Source organism: Bradyrhizobium barranii subsp. apii (genome assembly GCF_011516635.5).
GTDB lineage: Bacteria > Pseudomonadota > Alphaproteobacteria > Rhizobiales > Xanthobacteraceae > Bradyrhizobium > Bradyrhizobium barranii.
Genome location: NZ_CP096255.1, coordinates 7,975,009 through 7,999,264 on the forward strand (window position 1 = coordinate 7,975,009; position 24,256 = coordinate 7,999,264).

The 24,256-nt window shown below is 60.2% G+C and carries 21 protein-coding genes and 2 pseudogenes; 6 read left to right on the top strand and 17 right to left on the bottom strand.

The features are described from left to right. Nucleotides 1-124 precede the first annotated feature (124 nt). A complete protein-coding gene (locus HAP41_RS38250; protein WP_063985301.1) occupies nt 125-337 on the top strand; it encodes a hypothetical protein in 213 nt (70 codons plus the stop codon). Nucleotides 338-540: 203 nt separating this feature from the next. Here HAP41_RS38250 and HAP41_RS38255 read toward each other — a convergent pair whose 3' ends face one another. Together HAP41_RS38255 and HAP41_RS38260 are read right to left on the bottom strand one after the other, a co-directional pair. Continuing rightward, on the bottom strand, nt 541-3,324 hold the full coding sequence (locus HAP41_RS38255; RefSeq protein ID WP_166082213.1) for a UPF0182 family membrane protein: 2,784 nt from the start codon (nt 3,322-3,324) through the stop codon (nt 541-543). 130 nt (nt 3,325-3,454) lie between these two features. Next, nucleotides 3,455-3,595: pseudogene (locus HAP41_RS38260) on the bottom strand (SUMF1/EgtB/PvdO family nonheme iron enzyme); the annotation flags it as partial. A gap of 304 nt (nt 3,596-3,899) precedes the next feature. Between HAP41_RS38260 and HAP41_RS50150 the strand changes: the two are divergent. Then, nucleotides 3,900-4,022, top strand: a complete 123-nt coding sequence (locus tag HAP41_RS50150; protein WP_256376430.1) for a hypothetical protein — start codon at nt 3,900-3,902, stop codon at nt 4,020-4,022. 34 nt (nt 4,023-4,056) lie between these two features. Here HAP41_RS50150 and HAP41_RS38265 read toward each other — a convergent pair whose 3' ends face one another. From HAP41_RS38265 to HAP41_RS38310, 10 genes are all read right to left on the bottom strand, one after another. After that, the gene (locus tag HAP41_RS38265) at nt 4,057-5,061 is read right to left on the bottom strand and encodes a formate dehydrogenase subunit gamma (RefSeq protein WP_166082212.1); all 1,005 of its coding nucleotides are present in this window, start codon (nt 5,059-5,061) and stop codon (nt 4,057-4,059) included. A 42-nt stretch (nt 5,062-5,103) separates the two neighbouring features. Beyond that, nucleotides 5,104-5,700: a formate dehydrogenase FDH3 subunit beta gene (gene fdh3B, locus HAP41_RS38270; RefSeq protein ID WP_063985305.1), complete on the bottom strand. Its 597-nt coding sequence runs from the start codon at nt 5,698-5,700 to the stop codon at nt 5,104-5,106. A gap of 12 nt (nt 5,701-5,712) precedes the next feature. Beyond that, on the bottom strand, nt 5,713-8,661 hold the full coding sequence (locus HAP41_RS38275; protein ID WP_166082211.1) for a formate dehydrogenase subunit alpha: 2,949 nt from the start codon (nt 8,659-8,661) through the stop codon (nt 5,713-5,715). A 12-nt stretch (nt 8,662-8,673) separates the two neighbouring features. Beyond that, on the bottom strand, nt 8,674-8,883 hold the full coding sequence (locus HAP41_RS38280) for a twin-arginine translocation signal domain-containing protein (protein WP_166082210.1): 210 nt from the start codon (nt 8,881-8,883) through the stop codon (nt 8,674-8,676). Between the two features lie 28 nt (nt 8,884-8,911). After that, nucleotides 8,912-9,691, bottom strand: coding sequence for a molecular chaperone TorD family protein (locus HAP41_RS38285; protein WP_166082209.1), 780 nt, complete (start codon nt 9,689-9,691; stop codon nt 8,912-8,914). 119 nt (nt 9,692-9,810) lie between these two features. Further along, nucleotides 9,811-10,464, bottom strand: coding sequence for a DUF3306 domain-containing protein (locus tag HAP41_RS38290; RefSeq protein WP_166082208.1), 654 nt, complete (start codon nt 10,462-10,464; stop codon nt 9,811-9,813). Further along, nucleotides 10,461-10,976: a DUF3305 domain-containing protein gene (locus tag HAP41_RS38295; protein ID WP_166082207.1), complete on the bottom strand. Its 516-nt coding sequence runs from the start codon at nt 10,974-10,976 to the stop codon at nt 10,461-10,463. The genes HAP41_RS38290 and HAP41_RS38295 overlap by 4 nt, the downstream gene beginning before the upstream one ends. Beyond that, nucleotides 10,973-11,980, bottom strand: coding sequence for a DUF6352 family protein (locus HAP41_RS38300; RefSeq protein ID WP_166082206.1), 1,008 nt, complete (start codon nt 11,978-11,980; stop codon nt 10,973-10,975). Before HAP41_RS38300 ends, HAP41_RS38295 begins: the two co-directional genes overlap by 4 nt. Next, on the bottom strand, nt 11,977-12,516 hold the full coding sequence (locus tag HAP41_RS38305; RefSeq protein WP_063985312.1) for a DUF6505 family protein: 540 nt from the start codon (nt 12,514-12,516) through the stop codon (nt 11,977-11,979). The genes HAP41_RS38300 and HAP41_RS38305 overlap by 4 nt, the downstream gene beginning before the upstream one ends. Beyond that, the gene (locus tag HAP41_RS38310; RefSeq protein ID WP_248577145.1) at nt 12,513-13,160 is read right to left on the bottom strand and encodes a biotin/lipoate--protein ligase family protein; all 648 of its coding nucleotides are present in this window, start codon (nt 13,158-13,160) and stop codon (nt 12,513-12,515) included. The genes HAP41_RS38305 and HAP41_RS38310 overlap by 4 nt, the downstream gene beginning before the upstream one ends. A 271-nt stretch (nt 13,161-13,431) precedes the next feature. On the opposite strand from HAP41_RS38310, the pseudogene HAP41_RS38315 reads away from it, so the two are divergent. Beyond that, nucleotides 13,432-15,401 (top strand): annotated as a pseudogene (locus tag HAP41_RS38315) (4Fe-4S binding protein). Here the strand turns inward: HAP41_RS38315 and HAP41_RS38320 are convergent. Then, on the bottom strand, nt 15,402-16,700 hold the full coding sequence (locus tag HAP41_RS38320) for a c-type cytochrome (RefSeq protein WP_166082204.1): 1,299 nt from the start codon (nt 16,698-16,700) through the stop codon (nt 15,402-15,404). It abuts the pseudogene before it with no gap. A gap of 213 nt (nt 16,701-16,913) precedes the next feature. Here HAP41_RS38320 and HAP41_RS38325 point away from each other — a divergent pair, with 213 nt between their 5' ends. Continuing rightward, nucleotides 16,914-17,153 (top strand): hypothetical protein, encoded by a 240-nt coding sequence (locus tag HAP41_RS38325; RefSeq protein WP_166082203.1) that lies wholly within the window; start codon nt 16,914-16,916, stop codon nt 17,151-17,153. A 195-nt stretch (nt 17,154-17,348) separates the two neighbouring features. Here the strand turns inward: HAP41_RS38325 and HAP41_RS38330 are convergent, their stop codons facing one another. Together HAP41_RS38330 and HAP41_RS38335 are read right to left on the bottom strand one after the other, a co-directional pair. Next, on the bottom strand, nt 17,349-17,564 hold the full coding sequence (locus tag HAP41_RS38330; protein WP_085403297.1) for a hypothetical protein: 216 nt from the start codon (nt 17,562-17,564) through the stop codon (nt 17,349-17,351). A gap of 497 nt (nt 17,565-18,061) precedes the next feature. Further along, a complete protein-coding gene (locus tag HAP41_RS38335) occupies nt 18,062-18,781 on the bottom strand; it encodes a tyrosine-type recombinase/integrase (RefSeq protein WP_166082202.1) in 720 nt (239 codons plus the stop codon). Nucleotides 18,782-18,907: 126 nt separating this feature from the next. Between HAP41_RS38335 and HAP41_RS38340 the strand changes: the two genes are divergently transcribed. Together HAP41_RS38340 and HAP41_RS38345 are read left to right on the top strand one after the other, a co-directional pair. After that, nucleotides 18,908-20,488, top strand: a complete 1,581-nt coding sequence (locus HAP41_RS38340) for a winged helix-turn-helix domain-containing tetratricopeptide repeat protein (protein ID WP_166082201.1) — start codon at nt 18,908-18,910, stop codon at nt 20,486-20,488. 578 nt (nt 20,489-21,066) lie between these two features. Next, entirely contained in the window at nt 21,067-21,201 is a 135-nt protein-coding gene (locus HAP41_RS38345) for a nickel-binding protein (RefSeq protein ID WP_224580630.1), read from the top strand. A gap of 293 nt (nt 21,202-21,494) precedes the next feature. On the opposite strand, the gene HAP41_RS38350 is transcribed toward HAP41_RS38345, so the two are convergent. Both HAP41_RS38350 and HAP41_RS38355 read right to left on the bottom strand, forming a co-directional pair. After that, the gene (locus HAP41_RS38350) at nt 21,495-22,331 is read right to left on the bottom strand and encodes a glycosyltransferase (RefSeq protein ID WP_166082199.1); all 837 of its coding nucleotides are present in this window, start codon (nt 22,329-22,331) and stop codon (nt 21,495-21,497) included. A gap of 162 nt (nt 22,332-22,493) precedes the next feature. Continuing rightward, nucleotides 22,494-23,684 carry an aspartate kinase gene (locus HAP41_RS38355; protein ID WP_166082198.1) on the bottom strand — a complete coding sequence of 397 codons (1,191 nt, stop codon included), beginning with the start codon at nt 23,682-23,684 and terminating at the stop codon, nt 22,494-22,496. Nucleotides 23,685-24,256: the final 572 nt, after the last annotated feature.

The window sequence follows — 24,256 nt, forward strand, 5'->3', positions numbered from 1 at the left end:
CTGGCCTCGGGTTCCGCGGCCTTCTCGAAGGGACTGTTCACGGCCCGCAAAACCTTGATTGCAATCAGCGGGCCGGCGGGCTTCTCTGTGCGGCGCACGCGCCCCAAATGCTGTAAGGAACACAATGCCCTACATCTTCTCGATCAACGACGACGTTCATCATCAAGCCCAGCGACCGCAGGGCCGCGCCGACAATGGCGAACGGACCGTCTACACTATTGTTGCATGCCTCCCGATTGAGGCGGACGGACGCATTCGATACCGCATCAAAAGCAAAACCGAGAATTTCGAGCGTGTTGTAACTGAAGATGAACTCAGTCAGTGGCTACAGCAGTAGGCGCGACAGTGGGCCTGTCGGTTGGTTCACAGAGGAGATCCAGCTCGACCTGCTTGCGGTCCACCTCGCTTCTCAGCGGCATTCGTACCGCGAGTGCAAACACCGCCTGTATCGGATCAAGCTCAAGGCCTCTCTTCGTTGCGTGTTCAGCCCGAACTATGCAGCCCCTGTGTTCTCCAATGAGCGCCAAAGGAGCCGCGGCGCTAATGGCCCGTGGCGTGCCGGTTCATTTCCTCCAGAAGCTCGCGCATTGCGTCGAACTGCGTGCCAAAGCCTTTCCAGTCGCCGGACTTCAATCGTTCGACGGCCTGATTGTAGCGGTCGAGCGCCTCCCGTGCCTGACTTGCCGACGGGCGTGCGACAGGAAACTCCTCCTTCGTGTTCGAGACCGGCCGCACCGCGCCAGGCTCGATAAACAGTGCTGACAAGGCCTCGTCGAGCGTCTCCTTCATCACCACATGTTCACCATAGGCTGCGATCACGCGTTTCAGCTCCGGCAGGTGTCCGTGCTCCGCTCGCAAATAGAGCGGCGTTACATAGAGGATCGAGTTCTCGATTGGGATCACAAGCAGGTTCGCACCGCGTATCACCCGCGAGCCCATCTGATTCCACAGCGTGATCTGCTGCGATATATCGGTGCTCTGATTGATCCGCGCTTCGATCTGGAACGGCCCGTAGACGAGCTTCTCCTTGGGAAACTCGTAGACAATCAGCTTGCCATAGTCGGGTGCGTCGCAACGCGCGGCGAGCCACGCGATCATATTGTCGCGGCGGCTTGGCACCATGGGAAGCATGAGGAAAAACTCGGCCTGCGGCTCGCCGGGCAGTCGCATGATGATGTAATATGGGGCCATCGTCGCAATGCCGCCGCCGCCCGGCTGACGCGGGAACTGCCAGAGATCCTCGCGGTTATAGAAAACGTCAGCGGCCTCCATGTGATAGCTCTGATAGAGCTGCGCCTGAATCAGGAACAGGTCCTCCGGATAGCGAATGTGCCTCTGCATATCCGCCGGCATGGCCAAGAATGGCTTGAACAGGCTCGGAAAGATACGCCGATAGGTCGCTGCAATCGGATCGCCGGTGTCCATCAGGTAAAAGTCGACGGTCCCGTTATAGGCATCGACGATGACCTTCACTGAATTGCGAATGTAGTTGATATCCTCGTCTTGCGCCGGCTGCGCGGAGGGAAAGTAGGAACTCACCGTGTAGGCGTCCTGCATCCAGAACATCCGCCCATTGCTGATGACCAGATAAGGATCGTGATCGAGCCTGAGGAACGGGGCGATCGTTCGTACTCTTTCCCCGATATTGCGCCGGATCATGATACGGCTGTCGGTCGTGATGTAGCTCGAGAGCAGTAGGTTCGGGTCGTTGAAGTAGTAAGCGAACAGGCCTCTCCACACCATCGCTCCTATCGGAACGCCGCCCGTACCGTCATAAGCCGCGTAGACATTGTCCTTTCCCTTCGGATAGTCGAACTCCGGCGTGCTCCCCTTGACGATGACGTAGTTGTCGTTCTGTTCGCCGTAGTAGAGGCGCGGCTCGTGGATTTTGGGGCCTCCATCCGCAACCGGAGGGATATCCCGCAAATAGAGCAGCGGTAGCCCCTCGGTGCTTTTGCGCGTGACCGGGCTCATCACCGCGCCATTGCCGTGAGTAAATAGCACGTGGCGGTTGACCCATGTCTGGGCATTTGGCGGCAGCAGGGAGGGCCGCAATTCGCGAGCCGAGAGCATTACGCTTTGGTAGGAGCCATCGAGCCAGTAGCGATCAACATCAAGATCATGGAATTTGTAGTAAGTGCGGATCTCTTGCAGCTGCGCGTAGGTGTCCGACAAGGGCAGCCAGTCCCACAGCCTGATATTGTCGATTGTCGCCTTGTTGGCGTCGAGCGTCTTGAAGCTAAGCTTCTGTTCCGCCGCAAACGGCTTGGCCGCGATCTGATCGAGATTATATGCCTGCCGGGTGAGCGCAATGTTGCGTTCGATATAGGGCCTTTCCAGCTCCAATTCGCTTGGTTTGACGAAGAACTCCCGGAACAGCACGGGAATCACGCTGGACAGCACGAAAGACCCGATCACGACAAGCAGGAACGCGCCGGCAGGAAGCCGGTAGGTGCGCACCCGCAAATTTGCCCACGTGGCGAACGCCGCGATGACCGAAAGTCCGATCATCAACCACAAGGCCGGGAGCCTCACGTGGACATCGGTGTAGCTTGCGCCGACGACCACACCGTTGTCGCCGTAGAGCAGCAGATAGCGATCAAGACCATAGGACCAGGCCTTCACTGCAAAGAAAAGACCGAGCAGCACCGAGCCGTGGGCAATCGCCATCGACGACATTGATCGACGATGACGGTCGTATTCGATATCGCCGTGCACCCAGTAGATCGCCGCGGCGAAAAGCGCGCTGAGAACGAGCGCGAGCATCATCCAGTTTTTGATGAGGATATAGGCGGGCAGCGAGAAGAGATAGAAGCCGATGTCCTTGTTGTAGAGCGGATCGTCTGCGCCATATGGCACCTGATAGACAAACCGCAGGAAGACACCCCAGTTGCCGACTTCTGCGGCGGCGACGAGCAGAGCGATCAAAGCTGCCCCACCTACGATCAACCGGGACCACGGCAGTCGATCGCGTAAAAGCGCAAGCAAATCTGGCGGCGCGTTGCCCGCGAAGTTCCACACCGAAGCGGTGACAAGCTGTGTCGACCGCCGTCGGGCAAAGCGCAGTGCGAACCATCCGTTCAGCCAAAGGATGATGGCGGTTCCGGTCCAGACCCCAAGAAAGATGACGGTTTTCGCACCGATTGTCGTCCAAAAAACCTGCGGATAACTGATCGAGGAAAACCACAGCCAGTCGACGAGGAGGTCGCTCGCGAGCCAGAGAAGGATCAGGCAAACCCCAATGACAGCGGCCGCAATAGTGAGCCCGACCACGGCACTCTGCCTTGGTACCTTCCGTTCGGGTCCGGTGATCCCGATCGTCATGGCTTGATCATAGCGGAAATGAGGGACGCCCGCCGCTCGATTTCGCGGTCGGAATAGCGCCTCAAGGCGGGGGCACGGGTGCTCGAACCTGGGTCGCCAGGATCGCGAAACAGCGCAAAGTGGCGAGGTCCGCCGCGAATTCCCATTCGGCCTCGGTCGGAAGTTCCTTGCCTGCCCACTTGGCAAAAGCCTCGGCGTCGTTGAACGCCACATGCACCGGGTGCTCGTCCAGCCCGCGGATCGAGCTGCCCCGTCCGTAAGGCCGCCGCCAGCAGAAAATTTGTCATAATTCAAAGGCACGCGATGTGCCGATCATCGGCGCGACCTAAATGATCTGCGGACAGTTTCGTCCTGACGGCTCTGCGAGAGCGCCAACGAGTCGCGATGATTGCCTATGTTGTTTCGTCAAACTACTGCTCGACAGCTGACTATGGTCGCTCCGTTCTTGTGGTCGATTCGGCGGCGCTATCGTGCCAACCGGCCAACCAACGATCGGATTTTGGCACGTGCTGATTCAGTTGTCCGCAGGTTGCTCGCTCATATAAACTACCCCCGATCTCCTGCGGAGCCTTGCCATGAAAGCCTTCTTGCTCGCCTGCGCAGCCGCAATTGTGATCGCGGCGGCCGGTTTTGTCGTCCTCGACCAGATCCAGGAACCCGTCCAACAAGCGTTTGCGACGACGGGCGTGCGGCTCTGACCAAGCGCCTGCACATTTATGGGCCGCGCGATCCCTACTCCGCCGCGGTGGCCGCCGGCCGGGGCCGTGCATTCGCTTCGGCGCGCGCATTCTGCGCTTCAAGCCAGAGCCCATGGTGCTCCTTGGCCCAGTTGACATCGACAGTGCCGCTGCCCATTGCCTCGAACGCGCCTTCCATACCGATCGTCCCGATATAGATGTGCGCCAGCATCGCCGCGATGAAGAGCATCGCCACGATGGAGTGAACGATCTGCGCGAACTGCATCCCTTCGATACCTGACAGATAGAACGGGAACATCAGCACATATCCGGTGGCCGCCACCAGGCCTCCGCCGATGACCACGATCCAATAGATCGCCTTCTGGCCGGCGTTGAAACGATAGGCCGGTGGATGATCGTGACCCACCATACCGCCACCGCGCTTGATCCAATCGACATCCGCCTTGTTCGGGACGTTGCCAGCGATCCACATCAGGAAGATCAGCACGACTCCGATGGTGAACGGAAAGCTGAGGTAGTTGTGCGCGTACTTCGCCCACTGCGACCATTCGGAAAACGCCTCGTGGCCAATCAGCGGCAGGAGCAACGGACGGCCGAAGGTGATGTTCAATCCGGAAATCGCCAGAACGACAAAGCAGGTCGCAGTCATCCAATGCACGAAACGCTCGAATAAGGAAAAGCGCACGATTGTGCGGCCGGATCGTCCGCTTTCCAGACGGACCATGCCGCGCGTCAAATAGAAGATCACGAGAACCGCCAGCATGCCGAGGATGGCAACCCCGCCAATCCAGCGCAGCGCCACGTTGCGGAATTCACGCCACTCGCGGCCAGCCGGCTGCATGAGCACGCTGGAGCGCTGGTCGGGAATGCTGACGCGCCCCTGGATCCGGTCCATTTCCTGGAGCAGCTGCCGCTCGCTAACCGAGCTCGCTGTCGGATTGACCTGCTGGGCCAGTGACGGTGCCGGCGCCGCAATGATCAACAGAAGCAATGCCCACGCGCCGATGGTGACTGGAATGAACCTTCCGGATGACGACATGAACTCCTCCTCGGCATCTGCGCCGCGTGGCCGCGGCCTGCTTCAGGACTCGATCGTCTCGCGATAGGCGGTTTTCCAGCCCCATGCGCCCGAGCCGTAGCCGCGCTTCAGTACGCGCTCTCTGTAGATCTGGGCGATGATCTCGCCATCGCCGGCGAGCAGCGATTTTGTCGAGCACATCTCGGCGCAGAGCGGCAGCTTGCCTTCGGCAAGCCGGTTCGCGCCGTATTTCTCGTATTCCTCCTTGCTGCCGTCGGCTTCGGGACCGCCGGCGCAATAGGTGCATTTGTCCATCTTGCCGCGGGAGCCGAAATTGCCGACCTTCGGATATTGCGGCGCGCCGAACGGACAGGCGTAGAAGCAATAGCCGCAGCCGATGCAGAGGTCCTTGGAGTGCAGCACCACGCCGTCGGCGGTGGTGTAGAAGCAGTTCACCGGACACACCGCAGCGCAGGGCGCATCGGTGCAGTGCATGCAGGCCATCGAGACCGAGCGTTCGCCCGGCTTGCCGTCATTGATGGTGACGACACGACGCCGGTTGATGCCCCAGGGGACCTCGTGCTCGTTCTTGCAGGCCGTCACGCAGGCGTTGCACTCGATGCAACGGTCGGCGTCGCAGAGAAATTTCATACGTGCCATCGTCGTTGCTCCTTATGCCGCCGCGATCTGGCAGAGAGTGACTTTCGTCTCCTGCATGTTGGTCGCGGGATCATACCCGTAGGTGGTGATCGTGTTCGCGCTTTCGCCGAGCACGATCGGATCGGTGCCCTTGGGGTAGTTGCTGCGAAGATCCTTGCCTGCGAGCCAACCGCCGAAGTGGAAAGGCATCCAGGCAACGCCCTTGCCGACACGCTCGGTGACGAGCGCCTTCATCCTGGCCCTCGAATTGTTCTCTGCGCCCGTGACCCAGACCCAGCCACCGTCCGTGACGCCGCGCTCGGCGGCATCGGCTGGATTGATCTCGATGAACATGTCCTGCTGCAATTCGGCGAGCCAGGGGTTGGTGCGCGTCTCCTCGCCGCCGCCCTCATATTCGACCAGACGGCCGGACGACAGGATGAGCGGAAATTGCTTCGCGATCCCCTTCTCGACCGCCGCCTTTTGCACCGAGAAGCCGATATTGGGCACCCGGAACTGCTCGGCGTCGGGCAACGTCGGATATTTCGCGACCAGGTCGACGCGCGGCGTGTAGATCGGCTCCCGGTGTACCGGAATGGGGTCGGGCAAGCCGAACGCATTCATCCGCGCCTTGCCGTTGCCATAGGGCACGCAACCATGCATGAGCGCGACACGCTGGATTCCGCCCGACAGGTCGAGCGACCACGACACCTCGTCTGGCTTGGCCGGGTTGATCTTGTTGATAACAGCCATTTCGGCTTCCGTGAGCTCCGTGTCCCAGCCGAGCTTCTTCAGGCTCGCCAGCGTGAATTCCGGATAGCCGTCCTCGATCGCCGAACCCTTCGAGTACGAGCCGTCCGCGAGCAGGCTGACCTTGCGCGTGGTGCCGTCGGGCAGCTTCTCTTCGCGCTCGACGCCAAAGCGCGGACGGAACGCGCCGCCACCGTCCATCACGTGCAGATTGGTGTTGTAGAGCAGCGGCGTGCCCGGATGCTTGACTTCAGGTGATCCCCAGCACGGCCAAGGCAGACCGTAATAGTCGCCGCCGACCTCGGGATCGTCCTTGGGCGCCCGCATCGTCAGCATGTCGAACTTCGCCTGGTTCTTCATATGCGCCTTGAGGCGCTCGGGCGATTGCCCGCAATAGCCGGTCGACCAGCTGCCGCGGTTCATCTCACGCAGCACATCCTCCGCCTCGGGCAGATTGTTCTCGACCTTGATGTTCTTGAACATCTTGTCGGCGAAGCCGAACTTCTTCGCCAGGAGATAGATGATCTCGAGGTCGTCCTTCGATTCGAAGATCGGCTTCACGACCTGCTCGCCCCATTGCAACGAGCGGTTCGAGGCAACGCGCGAACCCTTGCACTCGAATTGCGTGGCAACCGGGAGAATGTAGACTTTATCCTTGCGTCCCGCCTCGATCGAGAGCGAGGCCCAGGTCGTCGGATGCGGGTCGGCGATGACGAGCAGCTCGAGCGCCTTCAGGCCATTAAGGGATTCAGGAATGCGGGTGATGCTGTTGCTGGCGTGCCCCTGCACGAACACGGCCCGCACATTGTCTCTCTGCGCGATCCGATCTTTCGGCAGCGTCACCGCTTCGAACCAGCGGGTCAGCGGGATGCCGGGCGTTTCCATGATCTGCTTGGAGTCGAAGCGCGACTTCAGGAACTCATGGTCGACTTCCCAAACCCGCGACCAGTGCTTCCACGCGCCTTCGTCGAGCCCGTAGTAGAACGGCAGCGTGACGATATCGAGCCCGACATCGGTCGCGCCTTGCACGTTGTCATGGCCACGGAAGATGTTGGCGCCCATGCCCGCTCCGCCGACATTGCCGGTCATCAGCAGTGCGATGCAACTGGCCCGCACGTTGGCGGTGCCAACGGTCTTCTGGGTCTGGCCCATGGCCCAGATCAGCGTTGCCGGCTTCTCGGTAGCAAACATCTTGGCGACGCGCTTGAGCTGCTCGCCGGGAATGCCGGTGACACGCTCGACTTCTGCCGGATTCCACTTCTCCACTTCTTTCCGGAGATCATCGAATCCATAGACCCGCTGTCGGATGAACTCCTTGTCTTCCCACCCGTTCTGGAGGATGTGCCACATCATGCCGTACAGCACCGGGATGTCGGTGCCCGGCCGCATCCGAACATATTCGGTCGCGTGTGCCGCGGTTCGCGTCAGGCGCGGGTCGATGACGACAAAGTTGGCCTTTTGAAGCTCCTTGCCCTCGAGCAGATGCTGCAACGATACAGGGTGCGCCTCGGCTGGATTGCCGCCCATGATGACCTGGGTCTTGGCATTGCGGATATCGTTGAAGCTGTTGGTCATCGCGCCGTAGCCCCAGGTGTTGGCCACGCCGGTAACGGTCGTTGAATGGCAGATGCGCGCCTGATGATCCGTGTTGTTGGTTCCCCAGAACGCGCCGAGCTTGCGGAACAGATAGGCGCCTTCGTTCGTCATTTTGGCCGAGCCGAGCCAATAGATGGAATCGGGCCCAGATTTCTCGCGGACTTCCAGGAGCTTGTCGCCGATCTCGTTGATCGCCGTATCCCAGGAGACACGCGTCCACTGCCCGCCCACAAGCTTCATCGGATAGCGCAGCCGCCGCTCGCTGTGCACGAGCTCGCGCACAGAAGCGCCCTTGGCACAATGTGATCCGCGATTGATCGGGGACTCCCAGCTCGGCTCCTGGCCGATCCACACCCCATTCAGCACCTCCGCTGTCACGGTGCATCCAACCGAACAATGCGTGCAGACGCTCTTGCGAACGGTTGCTCCCGATGTGAGGGGACCTGCCACTGCTGCTTTCGCCTTGCGGACGCCGCCGACCGGCAGCGTGCTCACTGCAGCGAGAGCGCCGCCACCAAGGCCAGACCGGAGCAGGAAGGTGCGGCGGTCGAGACCATTGGTTTGCCCGGACAAACCTCCCGCGATTGATCCGCGTGAAGCGGATTCGGAACGCTGTTGTGTTCTCCTGATCAGCACGGCCGCCTCCTCTCAACCCGGATAGCGATTGACACGGTAGTACGCCTTCACATGATCGGTCTCCTTGTAGCGCGCCTTGCGTTTCTCATCGTCGGTCTCGCTGTCCGCCTGAGCAGGCGAGATCAAGGGCGTTGCCAGCGTCGCGCCCGCACCGACCGTGCCGATGCCGACCTTGCGAAGGAAATCGCGGCGTCCGACTGTCGTTCTCTGCTCGTCCCTCATCGCATCTCTCCTGGACCAGCGGCGCTGGTCAGTTGACGAACGTGAAAGCCTCGGATTCGATTTCCAGAAAATTTCGTCCAAGTGTTCCGACCGACCGGTAGAATTTGGCGTTTTCCGCCTTCTCCATGTCGGCAAACAAACGTCCCATCCAGCGGGACACATGCTTCTCGAAGAATGTGCGCTGTGCTTCCGTTGGCACCGGAAAGCGTGCCACCGCAAGGCCCGCCATGATCTCGCACAGCGTCGCCGCGTGATCCTCGGGCTCAAAATTGCTCTCGATCCGCTCAATGCCGAGCGCGGCGAGATCGTCGCGCAGGCGCGACAGCGGACGTTCGTGGAGAAAGCCCGTCAAGTAATAGGATGCGTAAGGCAGCAACTCGCCGCGACCCAGACCGACGAAGAGGTCAAAATACTCGCGCTCGACCTCGGATACGGCCGCTACCGATGCAGCTTCTGCAAGGGTTGCGTGGGCGCGTCCAAGCGGCGTCGCATCGCCATGCAGTTGCGCGATCTGCTCGAGCAATGCGGCCGACGGCGCGGACGAGAGCAAGGTTGCAAGCAGCGCGTATTCCTGCGCGCGCGCGGCATCGGTCGGATCAACCGCGTCGTCCGGCGCGGCCGGCTCGCTATAGAGATCGGGACGAAGCACTTTGCGCGACACACCCGTTGCGCCTTCGACCGCAATCACACGTTGCGCTGGCACCCTGTTCCAGTTCGACACCGAGGGCTGGGCAAACCCCATTTTTCGGGCAAGCTCGGCAACGCCGCCCGCCGCATCGATGGCTCGTTCAAGGCCCGCATCGCGCATGCCGACCTCCCATCCAGGGGGCCAAGCGCTTGATTGCGTTTGCGTAACAAAGACTAGCCGCGTGTCCGGGAGCGGTCAATTGATAGCCATAGCCTGAGGCTATCGCATTTAGTCGCAGTCTACCGGGGCAACGCCCCGCCATGTGTGCGGTGCCGAAGGGGAGTCTCTTCACTCGCAGCTACGGATTGCGATGCAGTAGAATTCGACGGCAATTCCGCGGCTGCGAACTCGCCGAGCGGTCGAGGTTCCGTGATCGCCTTCACCGGATTTGATGATTGCTCGAAACCGGCCTCCGCGGGAGCCGATCGCGCGGCGTCTTCGGCAGCCTCGCGCGGATTGGGGAGGCCCTCGGCGGCCTCTACCACGCCCCCGACGACGCGGCGGACGAGAGCGTCAATTTGCTCGGCCGAATAATCCAGCGGACCGAAGCCAGCCATGGCGTTCGGGTCGTTGAAGTCCCAGGCGTTTTCCGCCAACCCCACGAAATCGCGGATGGTGGGATCGGCGCTCCAGGCGCGACGGAGCGCCGCCCGGCTCAACTCCTGCGGAATGCCTTTGCGCAGGAAAGCCGTGATGTCGGTGGCAGCATCGATCGATTCAATCGGGGGCAAGTTCGACAGCTCCGTCTCCGGGGGAGCCGGCTCTGCCGCGGCCCGGTTGGACAGCGCCGGCCCATGCGCCTCAGCGGCTTCTTCAGGGGCTGGTTCAGCGTGACCGGCCTTCGCCTCTTGCTTGCGGCGCGCCCAGCGCGCCAGGAATTGCTCGTCGCTCATTCGTGCTCACCGTCGTGGTGACGCCGCGCAAGCGCCTCAGGATCGGCGCGGCGTCGCTCGCGCTTAACGAATTCCCTCTCGACGTGGTGCTCGGCGATGAATTTTTCAATCGCCTTATGCAGTATCTCAGGCATTGGCACCGCTTCGACCAGATTGGCACCTGCTTCCGTGAATGCCTCGCCCTCCGCTGGATCTGCGGTGACGGCCGAAACGGCATAGGGCCAGGCGCCCTCGGAGGGAGTCAATACGATCCAGATGCGGGGAGCGCCCGTGGCAAGATTGTCACGGTAGCGCTCGGTTTCCGAGCGATAGAGATCGACCATGGCGTTCCCGGCATAAAAGAGTGTCAATCCCTCCTGCGCCCGTAGGACAGTCCACGGCATCATCTCCGACTCATCCGGCAAGACGCCGATGCCGCGCCAGACAAAATCAATCCATGGGGAATCCGCCTTGCGGCGCTCGACGACAACGCCGACCGGAATGCGCAACAATGGCAGCGCGCCGGGGCTCACGTTGCAGCCTCCAGGTGCTTGATCGGCAACCCCGTCAACAGATTCTGCGGCTTCATCTGCACCAGCTGATCGGAGGTCGTTGCAAGGATCAGGTAGACCGGCTCGCGCCCGACCGCATCAACGACCAGGCTGGAATCTGGAAAAGCGAGCCGGAACAGCGCCAGCACACGGCTTGCGGTGCGGTCGTCCAGCGCCTCTCCATGCCAAAGCTGGTCGCCCATCCGGGTGGCTTCAGCATCGAGCCCAACATACCAGGTGAGCTTCGCATCGCGCAGGGCGGTGAGCGGCTCAATTCCGACGGCAAATCCAAGCAAATGAGTAATCCAGCGCCCCATGGCCTCTGCCAGCGCAGCGGGGCCCCGCGTTCCGCCGGTGAAATCGAGCGCAAGATCGAACTGATCGCTGCGCTGCCAGTAGCCGTCGGCATTCCCCTCGCTGAGGACGTCGATCTCCGCGCCGGTTGTTGCCCCCAACATGGACATCAGCGACAACACGGGCGTTTGGCTTGGCCCGCCAATGATTTCCTCGTCGCCCAACAGCAGCAAGTGTTCGTGCGGCACGATACGCTGCGGCCGGAAGAACAGTTCGGCCGCGCGCAGCACGAACGGGTCCTCGCATCCGTCAAGCGCATTTCGCAGGATCACGTGAACAAGGTGGTTCACAAACAGCGGCGGCAGGTTGACGTGACGTGAGCGAACCAATGCAAGATAGGCCGCTTCCAACGTGGGTTCGCGCAGCAGAAGCTTCCGAAATGCCAGTACGAATTGCCAGTTCTCCCGCGCATCCGCATCGGCGATCGCAGCTACCTCCTCCGCAGCGACTGCCCGGCCCGGGTCAGCGAGCAGCTCCTGGTGCAACCTGCGTTCGACCGCGCAAGCGTCGTCCGGCGGCATCAGTTCGGGGCGCACGAAGTAGGCCTTCAGGAACTCATCCGTGACCACGAGCCCGCCGCTCGCATTGTGATCGAGCAGATGGTGGCCGCAGGCGATCCAGAAATCCCTCATCGGCGCGACGGCTCCTCGCTCATATTCGCAAGATTGAGATCCTTGTCGGGCTCGGTGTCATCCTCCACTTCCATGAACGAGAACGCCTTGCCGTGACGCTGGCCCTCGCGCAGTTGCAATCTGCGGAATGACTCGCGGACCTCGCCATTGCTCGCCGAGCGGTGGACCGCGATCAGCGCGCTGATGGGATGCGTGCAGAGTGATTGCGCAAAGGCGACTTCCTCTTCAGCGGCAAGGCGCGCGGTTGCAAGGTCCGGCGCCCCGAACCGTTCGACCAGTTGTTTCGCAAGGAGCTCCACCAACGTCCGGCGATCGCCTTCAGTCGCGGGGACGATTTGCACCAGTGTCGACCAGCCCCAGGATTGCACGCCGAGGAAACCGCTTCGAAACGCCGAACGGTCCTTGCCGCTCAGCTTCGCTGCATCCCGATTACAAAAGCGGAAGGCGCCCGACACTGCCCAATCGCCGGGCTGCGCCGGCACGTCGAACACGAACGTGTCGGATGGATCGAGCGCGATGGTGCGCAAGAGCTTCACAGACGCGGTCCCCCGAGTATTGAATCGAACCATGACGGCGATAGCAAGCCCTTCTTCAGGTCGTGCCGATCGGTCCTGTTTGTCCCAATCCGGCGGGCAATAAGGTCACCGTTGTCAGCGATCACATATGTGGTTTGCCGCGCACGCGGCAACCGACTTAGAAACTCGCGAGCGATGCCGTCGAATCCATCGGCTTGCCAGGCGTCGAGAGCGCGCATCAGATGCCGCACAAAGCTCTCCGTCACCTGAATCGCGCCGGCCTCACCAAAACCCTCCTGATCCAGGGCGGAAGCGAGCGGATAAACGCCGGCTTCCCTGTCGCTCATCGCAACCGTCCGGATCATGGCACCGAACACCAGCCAGCGCGGCGGCTCGTCCTCCTTTGCGGACGAAGGCCAGCCGAGCCGCCCGCCACCAACGAGGCCGCCGTCAACACGGATCGCGTCCGGCCAGTCGATCGCGATCTCCTTGTTCGGCGGCGCATACGCGCGCAAGGCGTCGGTCAGCGCCACCATCCCCGCATAGAAAGCGCGGCGCGCGGTACGCAACGGCTCGCCAGGTTCAAGGACGACTGCGAACTCGGCAAGATCGAACCGCCCCACGTAGGTCAGCGTACCTGCCCCACTCACTTCGGCGATATGCATGGCATGGGCGAAAGAGTCACGACTTTCGCGCAGCCTCACCAGCGTGAATGGCGGAGGCAGATTGATTGGCTCCGTGACCGATGAGTGCCCAGGGGCTGTCGGTGTCAGGCGGACCTCCAGCTTTCTTTTCTTCTCTTGTGAGAATAACTTAATCGACCAGGAGGGGCGACGCGAGTCCGCTCGCCGTCGTTCCCGGACCGCTTCAGGAGGTGAAGGGCTGCGCATGCCTGATCCGCCGAACACGATCCTGATCTGCTCGTGCGAAGACACGATGCGCCTCGATACGGCCGCCGTGAAGCGAGGATGCCGCAAAAGCGAAATCGCCGAGTTCCGCCAGCTCTGCAGGGCCGAGCTCGATCATTTTCGCAACGCGGCGAAGGCGGAAGGACCGCTCATCGTCGGCTGCACCCAGGAGGCCCCACTGTTTGGCGACGAGGCGAAGGGGCGTTCGGGGAAACTGGATTTCATCAACCTTCGCGAGACGGCCGGCTGGTCGGTGGAGGGAACCAAGGCAGGCCCAAAAATGGCAGCACTGCTCGCCGCTGTGTCCGAGCTGCGCCTGCTTTTCCGTTTGTCACCCTATCGAGCGAAGGGGTGATCTTGATCTATGGCCGCGACGAACTTGCGGTCGAAGCTGGTCGATTGCTTGCCGATCATCTCGACGTGACGATCATGATCACAAAGCCGTCACAGATTATGCCGCCGGCGACGACATCCTTTCCGATCGTCCAAGGAACGATCCGTAACGCCAAGGGCCATTTGGGGGCCTTCGAGTTGACGGTCGACGGCTATGCGGCCCCCCGCCCCTCCTCGCGCGATACGCTCGTCTTCGAGGATCCGTGCGACGGCCTGACTTCGCGCTGCGACATCGTCCTTGATCTCTCCGGCGGGAAACCGCTTTTTCCCGCGCATGACTTGCGCGACGGCTATCTCCGCGCGGATCCGCGGGACCCGGCCGCGATGCTGCGTGCCGTGCTCAGGGCACGCGACCTCGTCGGCAACTTCGACAAGCCGAAATACGTCAAGTTCACCGCAGAGATCTGCGTCCATTCGCGCTCGAGGCTGACGGGTTGCCATCGCTGTCTCGATCTCTGCCCGACCGGAGCGATCACGCCACATGGCGATCACGTCAAGATCAACGCCGAGGTCTGCGCCGGATGCGGCCAGTGCGCCGCGGCCTGTCCGACGGGTGCAGCAACCTATGCCCTTCCGCCGCCCGATGCGCTGCTGCACAAATTGCGCGCAATGCTTTTGACCTACCGCGAAGCCGGCGGCTCCGGTGCGGTCGTGCTGCTGCACGACACCCAACATGGCAGCACGCTGATCGATGCGCTCGCCCGCCACGGCGACGGGCTTCCCGCCAATGTGCTGCCGTTCCCCGTCAACGAGGTGACACAGGTTGGATTGGAAGCGGTCGTGGCATCCTTCGCCTATGGCGCAGCGGGGATACGCTTTCTCCTCCGCGCAAGACCTCTGCACGACATCTCCGGGCTTTCTCAAACCATAACGATGGCTGATGCCATTGTTTCCGGATTAGGTTTTTCGGGGCGCCGGGTTGCGACTATCGAAACGGACGACCCGGACGTGCTGGGCGAAGTGCTGCGGTCGATTGAACCCGCGCCGGCCGTGGAGCGTCCCGCAACCTTCAAGACGGTAGGCAAGCGGCGCGACCTGCTTCGCTTCGCTCTTCACGAACTGCACCGCGTTGCGCCTGTGCCGACCGACATCATTGCGCTGTCCCAGGGCGCGCCGCTTGGTACGGTTACCGTCAATACGGACGGATGCACTTTGTGCCTGGCCTGCGTGTCGGCCTGTCCCACCGGGGCTCTCCGCGACGATCCCGAACGTCCCGTGCTTAAATTCGTCGAAGATGCCTGCGTGCAGTGCGGATTATGCCAGAGCACCTGCCCGGAAAAGGTGATCACTCTGAAGCCGCAGATCGATTTCCGGGCCGCAAGGGCTCCGGCACGGATCATCAAGGAGGAGGAGCCGGCGCTTTGCATCCGCTGCAATAAGCCCTTTGGGGTAAAGAGCACGATCGAGAAGATCGCTGCGAAACTCGAGGGCCGACACTGGATGTATCCCGCGGGCGACAAGCGGCTGGACGTGGTCAGAATGTGCGCGGACTGCCGCGTCACCGCAATGAGTGAACAACAGTTCGACCCGTTCGCCGGCGTGCCCGAACGCGCTTCGCCTCGCACGACCGATGATTATCTCCGTGAGCGTGAGACCAAGCGTTAGCTACTTGGCGGTGGCGCGCGCCAGGAAATCCGTAAGCGCCTTGCGATCCTTCGCGGATCCAATCCGCTGCTCCGGCATTTTTGTGCCAGGCGTATAGGCGTTCGGACCGAGTTCGAACAATTTTGACACGGTCTCGGGCGTCCACACGATGTCCATCGCTTTGAGCGCGTCGGAGAAGCGATAACCAGGCAGCGACGCGATCCTGCGGCCGTATAAGCCCGCAAGCGTGGGGCCGGCGCGCTGCGCGTCCTGCTCGGACAGGGTATGACAGGCAACGCACGCCCTGAACACCTCGGCCCCGTGATCTCCCGTATAGGCTGCAAGCGGATCGCGCGGCGTGGCTTGCAACGATGAGCCGATGGGGGCGCCGGTCAGCGCGTTCCAGCGCCGGATCCTGCCGTCGACGCCGCCCGTCAGCAATGTTGCGTTGTCCGGCAGGAAAGCGACCGACCACACGGGCGAACCTGTATCGACCAGGCTTCGCGCGATGCTTCGCGCCTTTCGGTCGATGACCGTCACGACACCGCCAATTCCTGCAGCAGCGACCGACGTGCCGTCTGGAGAGATCGACAACGCGACAATCGGCGTCTGGCCAGCTTGCACCTCGCCGCTTTCCCGGCCCTCCGACATCAGAAAGCGTAGCTTGCCATCAGCACCACCCGTTACGATCTCGCCGTCAGGCGCGACTGCCACGGCATTAAGGGGTGAGCCCAGCGTGATGACATTAGGGGTGCCACCCGCCAATGGCCAGATCCTCAGTTCACGATCGTAACCCACGCTCACCAGCGATCGTCCATCCGGCGTGAATGCGACGCCGTTGACGTTCTGCGCATGCCCTTCCAGCACCTGCTGCGCGCCATCGCCGAGCGACCAGATACGAACTGTATGGTCCCAGGAGGCAGAAGCCAATCTTGCGCCATCCGGCGAGACTGCAAGTGAAGCGATCGGCGCGCCATGGCCCTCGAAAACCTGATCCGGCTGCTGCCGGCCAGGCGTCCAGATCGCTACCTTCGCATCCGCTCCGGCAGTCACCATCCGCCCATCCTTCAGGAAGGCCACCGCGTTCACCGCATCGGAGTGAAAGCGAAGGACCTGCTCGGCGGATTCGGTCTTGAGCGACCATCGGATGGCGGCGGTGTCGAAGCTGCCCGACAGAACATTGTTGCCATCACTGGAAATCGCAATCGCCCGCACGGGCCCACCGTGACCTGTCAATTGCGCTGGCGCCGGCGCTGAATGCATCGCCAACAGAGCGGCAACGATGCAGAGACTGGTGCTGAGACGTGGGACCCAATTCATCTGCGGCTTACAGGTCGTTCGGGCATGTCGTCGGTGTTGACACGGCGTACGTGCACTCGCTCGGTCTCGTCAATGATTGAAGCCGTTATCCGGTTTCCATGCTGCACCGCAGGACGGGCATGGCTCCGCTACTCAATGCCGCAACGGCTGTTGTCGGCTTGAACCGGGCATAGCCTGAACCTATGCTTGATCTGACACGTCGAGGACGACGTCATGCAAATACGACCTAAAACGTATCTGCATTTCATTTCGTTGTGGCGATCACTTCGCAATGCGATACCGCCACACCATGACGATGTGCCCGCTGAAACGTCACCGTTCCTCATCTATACCGCGGCCGTGCTGATGCTTCTCTTGGCCATTCTGGAACTGGACGCTCATCGAGGCGAACTGGAATTGCTCGGCCTTTTGGGGAACGACTACCCGATTCCGCCCGCTTTCCAGGGCCCGTAGCCCCGCGTCTCGACCACGATTTCGTTCGACCTCGCAGGCTCAAGCGCATCTATTTGCGAGCCCTGGCTGAACGGTCTGCTGCGCGGCCTTCTGCCTAAAGCGCGATGAGATTGGGATGAATCGTCATCGCGCTTTAGGTTGTTGTTTGAGCATGATCTTTTCGGAAAACCGCTGCGCACTTTTCCGGATCATGCTTTAGCGCTTGGAATCCCGCGGAAAGACCAATGACCGATCGTCAAAATCGTCGACCGGCAGTTTGTCTGCGCTTCGACCGCTTTGCATGCCCTGCAATGTCGACGTGCTTGATGTTCCGGCGCGCCCGACCGTTGCGTTCGAGTGTGATCGCGGGATGCCGGTCACAGCAGCAAGCAGACCAACAGCGGCGATGGAACAAATGATCAAAGGCTTCATGCGAAATCTCCTGTCCGCCAGAAATCCCCGCAGCGATCTGATTAGCGCGAAGCCTGACGTGGGGGTGTGAGCCGCCTCACACCTCCCGGGATTCTTGCGCTCAGCGCCTGTCAGGTTCCTAGTTTGGAACCGTCAGAGCCGGCTTCATCCCCGGAGCGAGGTTCGTCAACCGCGCTGGGCGGCAAGGCTTGTTGGGCGCGATTTGTTTGGCGCGCTGGTCACGAACAATCTTCGGGAGGCGTTGCGAAACAGCACGTCAGGCACGAAAATCTCAGACCATCTACCGCACCAGTTTCGCACCAGAAACGATCTCACCAGAACACAACGAACACGACCGAACGCAGACCAAAACGCGTCCAGACCAACGAAGCCGACCATGATCCTCCCGCTCATAACGGTCTGGTTGCAGGTTGGAGTCCTGCCGGGCCCACCATGCTCGCAAACTCCCATTGACATCGCTTCGTTCTTTGCCCGTTTCTGCTAACTAGCTCACTCAGTTAGCAAGTTTTTGTTCGCGATCTGAGCCTGTTCGAACGCGGTCGAGGTTTCGATCCCATCTTTTCCCGGTTCGCTTGCTCAATGTACAACTGGATTTCTCGCAAATCTTTGTGGCCCGAGACGGCGGCGATTTGCGGCGCGCCGTAGCCAGCGTGCGCCAGTCGTATCAGGCACAATTTACGCAAACCGTGAGAGGTGCATTCTGGCAGCCCGGCTTCATCGCACCACTCGCGCATCTTGTTGCCAAAGCCGTTCGCGGTGAACGGTTTGCCGAACGAGGTCACAAGATAGGTCTCGGTGCCGGTGACGGGCGTCGCGGCAATGATGGCCTTGGTATCCTCGAATAGTTTGACCGTGATCCGGTTGCCAGCGGTGCGCTCACCCTTCTTCGGCAGGAAATTGTGTAGCATCCCATTGCGGACATAGCGCGGCCCTACCCGCACCACGTCTGACTTGCGAACCCCGAGATTGAGATAGAGCGCCAGCGCCGGCCGCGCCTTGGTGCCGACCGGATGTTGCGCCTCATACTTGGCGAAGTGATCTTCGGTCCACGTAAAGAAGCCGCCGGTCTTTTTCATCTTGGCGCGGGTCACGCTGGCGGCCGGATTATCATCGATCAGGCCCGCCCCTTTTGCGAACTTCGTGAAGTGACGGATCGCGCGCAGCATATTGCGTTGGACCGATGGCGATCCCAGCTTCGAGATGAAAATCTCGAACAATCAGGGGACGTGATTGCATCCGCCACTACCGATGCGACTAAAGGTGGCGCTCGACCGGGAGGGCGCTCATTGTCAAATGGCAGCGGAAACGCCTAGGATGGTCAGTGGGGCAAATGGGGGTCGGCCTTGCGCTATTTCTTTGAGGATTACTCGTTCGATACCGACCGACGCGAGCTGCGACGCGGGCCCGGAGTAATCCCAACGACTCCGCAAGTTTTCGATCTGCTCGACTTCCTGATCCGCAATAAAGACCGCGTCGTTAGCAAGGACGATCTCATCAGAGCAGTTTGGAATGGGCGGATCGTCTCAGATGCCGCGCTGACGACCCGGCTAAATGCCGCTCGGGCCGCAATCGGCGACGACGGTGACAAACAGCGCCTGATCAAAACATTGCCGCGCAAAGGCTTCCGCTTCGTTGGCGCAGTGGAGGAAGAGCAAAATCCCGCAACTGCGTCGGCCAGTTCGACGGTGTCGAGCGATGGCACGGCACAAAACACGTTCTCGCCGCCTCGTCTTTCCATGCTCGTGCTGCCCCTCGCCAATCTCAGTAACGATCCCGCGCAGGATTACTTCGTGGATGGAGTGACCGAGAACCTGACTACGGACCTATCGCGGATCAGGGGCTCGTTCGTGATCGCTCGCCACACTGCATTCGCCTACAAAGGCAAGCCGATTGATCTCAAGCAGATCGGTCGCGAACTACACGTTCGCTATGTGCTCGAAGGCTCCGTGCAGAGAGGCGGCAACCGACCTAGAGTGAACGTACAGCTCTTGGATGCCGAAAACGCCAATCTCATTTGGGCCGAGCGCTTTGAAACGCCCGTAACTGATCTTTTCGAAATACAGGACGAAATCGTAGCGAGGCTCGCCAATACATTAAATGCTCAGCTCATCGCGGCTGAGGCGAGGCGAGCGGAGCGTTCATTGAACCCCGATGCTCTAGACCTGCATTTCCAAGGGATGGCTATTTGGAACAAGCGTTGGACTCGGGAACACGTCGCGCAGGCGCGAAGGTTCTTCGAACGAGCCTTAGAGCTTGATCCCGACAATGTCGATGCGCTGGTGGGTATGGGGATGATCGACGGGGCAAGAGCAGGCTCGTTTCTCACCGATAACCCTGACGTTGTCTATGCTGCGGCCGAAGCGGGTTTGATTAAGGCGCTGTCCTTGGCCCCGCAGCACGCCGGTGCTCACATGTCTTTGGGTGCGCTCCAATTCTGCACCCAGCGCGTGGCGCAAGGCATCACTAACCTTGAACACGCATTGGCATTGAATTCGAATTTGGCGGAGGCCCATGCTCTGATCGGTGTTGCCAAAGTTTATGTTGGTCGCGCAGCAGAAACGGAGGCACATGTCCACGAAGCTCTCCGCTTGTCTCCTCGCGATGAAGGCGCTTATCGATGGATGAGTTGGGTTGGACTCGCTAAGGTATTGCTTGGAGCCGATGCCGAAGCACTTGTATGGCTGCGTCGAAGTTTGAATACAAATCCAAACTATCCCATAGCGCACTTTGAGCTCGCCGCTGCGCTCGCGCATCTCGGGAAGTTGGGTGAAGCGCGGCTTGCTGTGAAAGCGGGACTTGCGGTGGACCCAACTTTCACTATCCGTCGCTTGAAAAGCGCCACCGTAAGCAACGATCCGACCTTTCGCGAGCAAGGCAAGCGGGTTATTCAGGGGATGCGCATTGCTGGCGTACCAGAGGGGTGATGTCGTCACGCATCAGTGCGCCAAGTTCGGCTACCGATATCACCTGCGCTCGCGCCGATAAGCCCGGAACGTCAGAATTCCTGGGGGAAGATCGAGCGACAGAGAAATGTCGTCCGGGTGCATCGCTGCGGCCATCCTCGAAAGGTCCAGCAGTGCTGCACCAAGCGTCGTCGGCAGCCCCTCCACGGGCTCCAACCCGAACGTCCGCTCGACCGCGTCTGGCTTTCGCACGGCAGAGACGCACGTCGAACACTTTCCTTCCTGATGCTCGGCTCGGGTCAAAGCTAACGGTGTCCAACCAAGAGAAAGCTGTCTCTTGTCGCTCGATAAGTAGACACGTAGCTTAGCTTCCAGTCCTTTTCTCGCTATCGCTCAGGCGCATCAGTGGCGGGCGTCTCGAGCGTTGTGGTAGCAAGGAAACTCCCGAGCCGGATGCTTGTCCTTGTTTGAAGCCATAGCGACGATGGATCGCCGCTTTGGGTTTATGGTGCGCTCGGAGGGCGTTCGCATTTTCCGCAATTTCAATGAGTTACAGGGGCGGAAAGCGAAGTGGGGTGCATTTCGCCGAAAGACTCGAGATGACAAAGGAAGCAACAGATAGAGTTAACCGCATCAACGATGAGGAAGGCGTGAAGTGGCTGTTGACCTTTCTCAGCGCCGACAAGCGCAAGACCTATTGTCTTTATGAAGCTGAGAGCGCCGAGGCAATTTGAAATGCGGCGCGGCGCAATGATGTTCCGGCCGACGTGATCATCCAAGTGGATGAGATAACGCCAGCAATGTTCGCGTAAAGAGGTTGGAAGGCAGGAAGTAATTTGAGCCCCGGGGTCGTTGTGCCCGGTCGCTTATTCTCCTGAAACGGACACACCGGCAAGAGCGGATGGTTCAAGACGCAAATATCGCGATCCAAGTTTGGATTCGCAAATGAGACGTTATGGAAGAAGTGGGCCCGTGGCCGACTTCGAAGCGGCCGCATTGGCACGGGGGCGGCTCAGTTTTCGGACAATCACATCTTGATCGCATTCGCGAAGAGCCTGTCACCCCACTCGTACAACGGCCGCATGAAGTCCGATTGGGTGTGGATTGCTCGACCTTTGCGCTCGCGCCATTTTCGTCCGTAGGTATCGAACGGAAAGTGTCGCATGTAGTAGTCGCAGGTCTCTTCCCAATGGTCGACCGACAACGATTTGCCGTAGTGTTGGCAATAGAGGCCAGTCGCCACGCGTTCAACGCCACCCGGCTCGCGCGCATGGTGCTCTGCGAAGGTGACCTCCAACCGGTTTCGCCACAACATCAGAATGTCTCGCCGTTCCGGACCGAAGAAACGACGAAAGTCCAACAGTTCGCAATCGGCCTGATAGGGTGCATGATCCCCAGGAGTCATATAGGCGTCGAACAGTTGAACCCGCACGCCGTCGCACTCGCTGGAATGCGTTCCTTCTATGAATCCGCGTAAATCTCCGGTAACGCGCTCATCCGCATCGAAGCAAAACACCCAGTCGAACTGCAAATGTTCGCGCGCCGTCTGCAACAAGAGGCCGCGATGCCGCCCCTCGGCAATCCGGCGTGCCTCGACCTCCGCTTCCCACGACCGATTTGTCACGATCAGAGCGACTTTTGGGTGTTCGCATAGAATCTCCAGCGTACGATCCGTGCTCGCGTCATCATAAGCGACTATCGCATCGACGTGCTTGCCGACGTAGTCCAGTGTGTCTCTGAGAATAAGCGCTTCGTTACGAACGCGGGTGATGCCGATTAAAAGGTGCTTGTGACCTAATAAGCCTGTGTTGCAAGCAATGATTCGTTCGCCCTCGCGAAGTAGCCAACCAATGGTGCCCGGCATAATCCTCGCCTCGCGACTTTAATGAATTGACACCAATGATGGCGGACGGGCGCGTATCGCCAAGATTAAGAATTCTCGTTGTCGCCGCATCGAGCTGGCGACCCGCCCCTCTTGACCATCCCTCCCCTTACGCGATTTCGTGACATCTTCTCGAAGAGGTCGTTAGATCAGCGAATGCAAGGCCGTGACCGCGGCCTCGCGGGTCTCCACAGGAACGAACAAATTTATCGAATGTGGCGATAGAACGTATTTTTCAACGACAATCCCGCGGGATTGCAGAATTTGTATCGCCTGAAATGGCAAGTCTGAAGAAACGCCGCCGAAGCAAGTAAGGCTCACCGAACTTAAAGTCTCACGCTCTTTGCGCAAGTCCTTGCTCCTTTCCAGCGTGCGCAGCAGAGTGTCGAGCGATTCCGACTCGCAAGTCATCATGATGCGCGTTTTTCCGGCGGTGAAAGCCGAGGCGAGGACTTGCGGCCAAGATAGGCCGTTTTGCTTGAGATGCTGCGCAAATTTCTCAAAACCGTGACTGAGATTCGTCGAAGCGATCTCCACATGCTCAATACGAGCCATCGAGTTGACGGCCAGAATTCCGGTTTCCATTCCGATAACCTCCTTCATCACTCGCGTGCTGTGTTCGGAATTGCCCCATTTTCGCAAATACAAGGGGATGTTTTGGCTTTGTGCCAGCTCCACGCTGCGAAAATGCAGAACCTTGGCGCCCCAAAAACACATTTCGGATAAGGATGCAAAATCCAGCCGGCGCAATGGCTTTGCGTTCGCCACGATGCGCGGATCGGCCGAGCAAATTCCGTCGACCTCTTTGATAATTTCACAGCGCTCGGCCTTTAGCGCCGCAGCCATGGCGACTGCGGTGGTGTCGCTGCCGCCCCTGCCTAGTGTGGTGATCTCTTTGGTTCGCGGATTCACGCCTTGAAAGCCCGCTAAAACCACGATGCGTCCGCGACCGAGTTCTTCGAGCACGCGCGCAGGCCGCACATCTAAAATTCGCGCGGAAGAATGAGATTCGTCTGTCATTACACCGGCCTGACTCCCGGTAAAACTAATGGCTGGCGCACCGAGATCAGACAGGGCCATGCTCATCAACGACATGCTGATGCGCTCACCGGTCGTTAGCAACATATCCAGTTCGCGGCGGTTGGGATGCGGGCTTACTTGATAAGCCGCCTTAATTAATTCGTCGGTCGTCTTACCCATCGCTGAAACGATCGCCACGACGCGATGACCACGGCTGTGCAAATCGGCGAGGCTCCTCGCAACCGCGCGGATTTTTTCCGGGGTTTCTAGACAGACGCCGCCGTATTTTTGCACGATGGTCGGATTGTTGCGCATTTACGTGCGACGGCAGCTGTATGAGCGGTGGCTTGATGTTCGCTTCGCTCCGCCGGATAGTTTCATACATCTAGCTCCAGAACTGCTTGCGGTCCGCGCAAAGATTGGATCACCCCTATCGAATTTCGCGACGTTTTTTCCGCGCGCCAGCGCGTCTCTGAGGTTCAGAGAATAAGCCAGTGCACGCGGTTGCCCACGTACCTCTCCGCTCATCGCCTTTCACAGCTCTCCAAGTATTCGATACAAGAATCGTTTTTCTTGGCGGAAGATTGGCGGTCACGACAAGATCGGCTGGGTAACGCTAAAGGTTCTGCCGGCCCGAAAAATAATCCCTGAATGAATGTGTCGTACCGGTTTCGCCGGGAAGTGGCCACACGCACGTCCTCGGACCAGCGGTGCCGCCGACCCGTCTCCACCGCTTCAAGCCGTTCGACTTGGGCACTGAGGCCCATCACCGTCCATCAGGACAGTTCTCAATACCGCGCCTCTTTCGGCAAGGCGGCCCCGCCGGATGCGTCCTAACAGAGTGGCCCGACGTCGTGTTTTCTAGGACGTTCCAAGACTTGTCAGCC

Excerpts from the sequence above, each read along its gene's own strand:
- HAP41_RS38250 (WP_063985301.1), top strand. The coding sequence starts at position 125 with ATGCCCTACATCTTCTCGATCAACGACGACGTTCATCATCAAGCCCAG.
- HAP41_RS38255 (WP_166082213.1), bottom strand. The coding sequence starts at position 3,324 with ATGACGATCGGGATCACCGGACCCGAACGGAAGGTACCAAGGCAGAGT.
- HAP41_RS50150 (WP_256376430.1), top strand. The coding sequence starts at position 3,900 with ATGAAAGCCTTCTTGCTCGCCTGCGCAGCCGCAATTGTGATCGCGGCG.
- HAP41_RS38265 (WP_166082212.1), bottom strand. The coding sequence starts at position 5,061 with ATGTCGTCATCCGGAAGGTTCATTCCAGTCACCATCGGCGCGTGGGCA.
- fdh3B (WP_063985305.1), bottom strand. The coding sequence starts at position 5,700 with ATGGCACGTATGAAATTTCTCTGCGACGCCGACCGTTGCATCGAGTGC.
- HAP41_RS38280 (WP_166082210.1), bottom strand. The coding sequence starts at position 8,883 with ATGAGGGACGAGCAGAGAACGACAGTCGGACGCCGCGATTTCCTTCGC.
- HAP41_RS38285 (WP_166082209.1), bottom strand. The coding sequence starts at position 9,691 with ATGCGCGATGCGGGCCTTGAACGAGCCATCGATGCGGCGGGCGGCGTT.
- HAP41_RS38290 (WP_166082208.1), bottom strand. The coding sequence starts at position 10,464 with ATGAGCGACGAGCAATTCCTGGCGCGCTGGGCGCGCCGCAAGCAAGAG.
- HAP41_RS38300 (WP_166082206.1), bottom strand. The coding sequence starts at position 11,980 with ATGAGGGATTTCTGGATCGCCTGCGGCCACCATCTGCTCGATCACAAT.
- HAP41_RS38310 (WP_248577145.1), bottom strand. The coding sequence starts at position 13,160 with ATGCATATCGCCGAAGTGAGTGGGGCAGGTACGCTGACCTACGTGGGG.
- HAP41_RS38320 (WP_166082204.1), bottom strand. The coding sequence starts at position 16,700 with ATGAATTGGGTCCCACGTCTCAGCACCAGTCTCTGCATCGTTGCCGCT.
- HAP41_RS38325 (WP_166082203.1), top strand. The coding sequence starts at position 16,914 with ATGCAAATACGACCTAAAACGTATCTGCATTTCATTTCGTTGTGGCGA.
- HAP41_RS38330 (WP_085403297.1), bottom strand. The coding sequence starts at position 17,564 with ATGAAGCCTTTGATCATTTGTTCCATCGCCGCTGTTGGTCTGCTTGCT.
- HAP41_RS38345 (WP_224580630.1), top strand. The coding sequence starts at position 21,067 with ATGACAAAGGAAGCAACAGATAGAGTTAACCGCATCAACGATGAGGAA.
- HAP41_RS38350 (WP_166082199.1), bottom strand. The coding sequence starts at position 22,331 with ATGCCGGGCACCATTGGTTGGCTACTTCGCGAGGGCGAACGAATCATT.
- HAP41_RS38355 (WP_166082198.1), bottom strand. The coding sequence starts at position 23,684 with ATGCGCAACAATCCGACCATCGTGCAAAAATACGGCGGCGTCTGTCTA.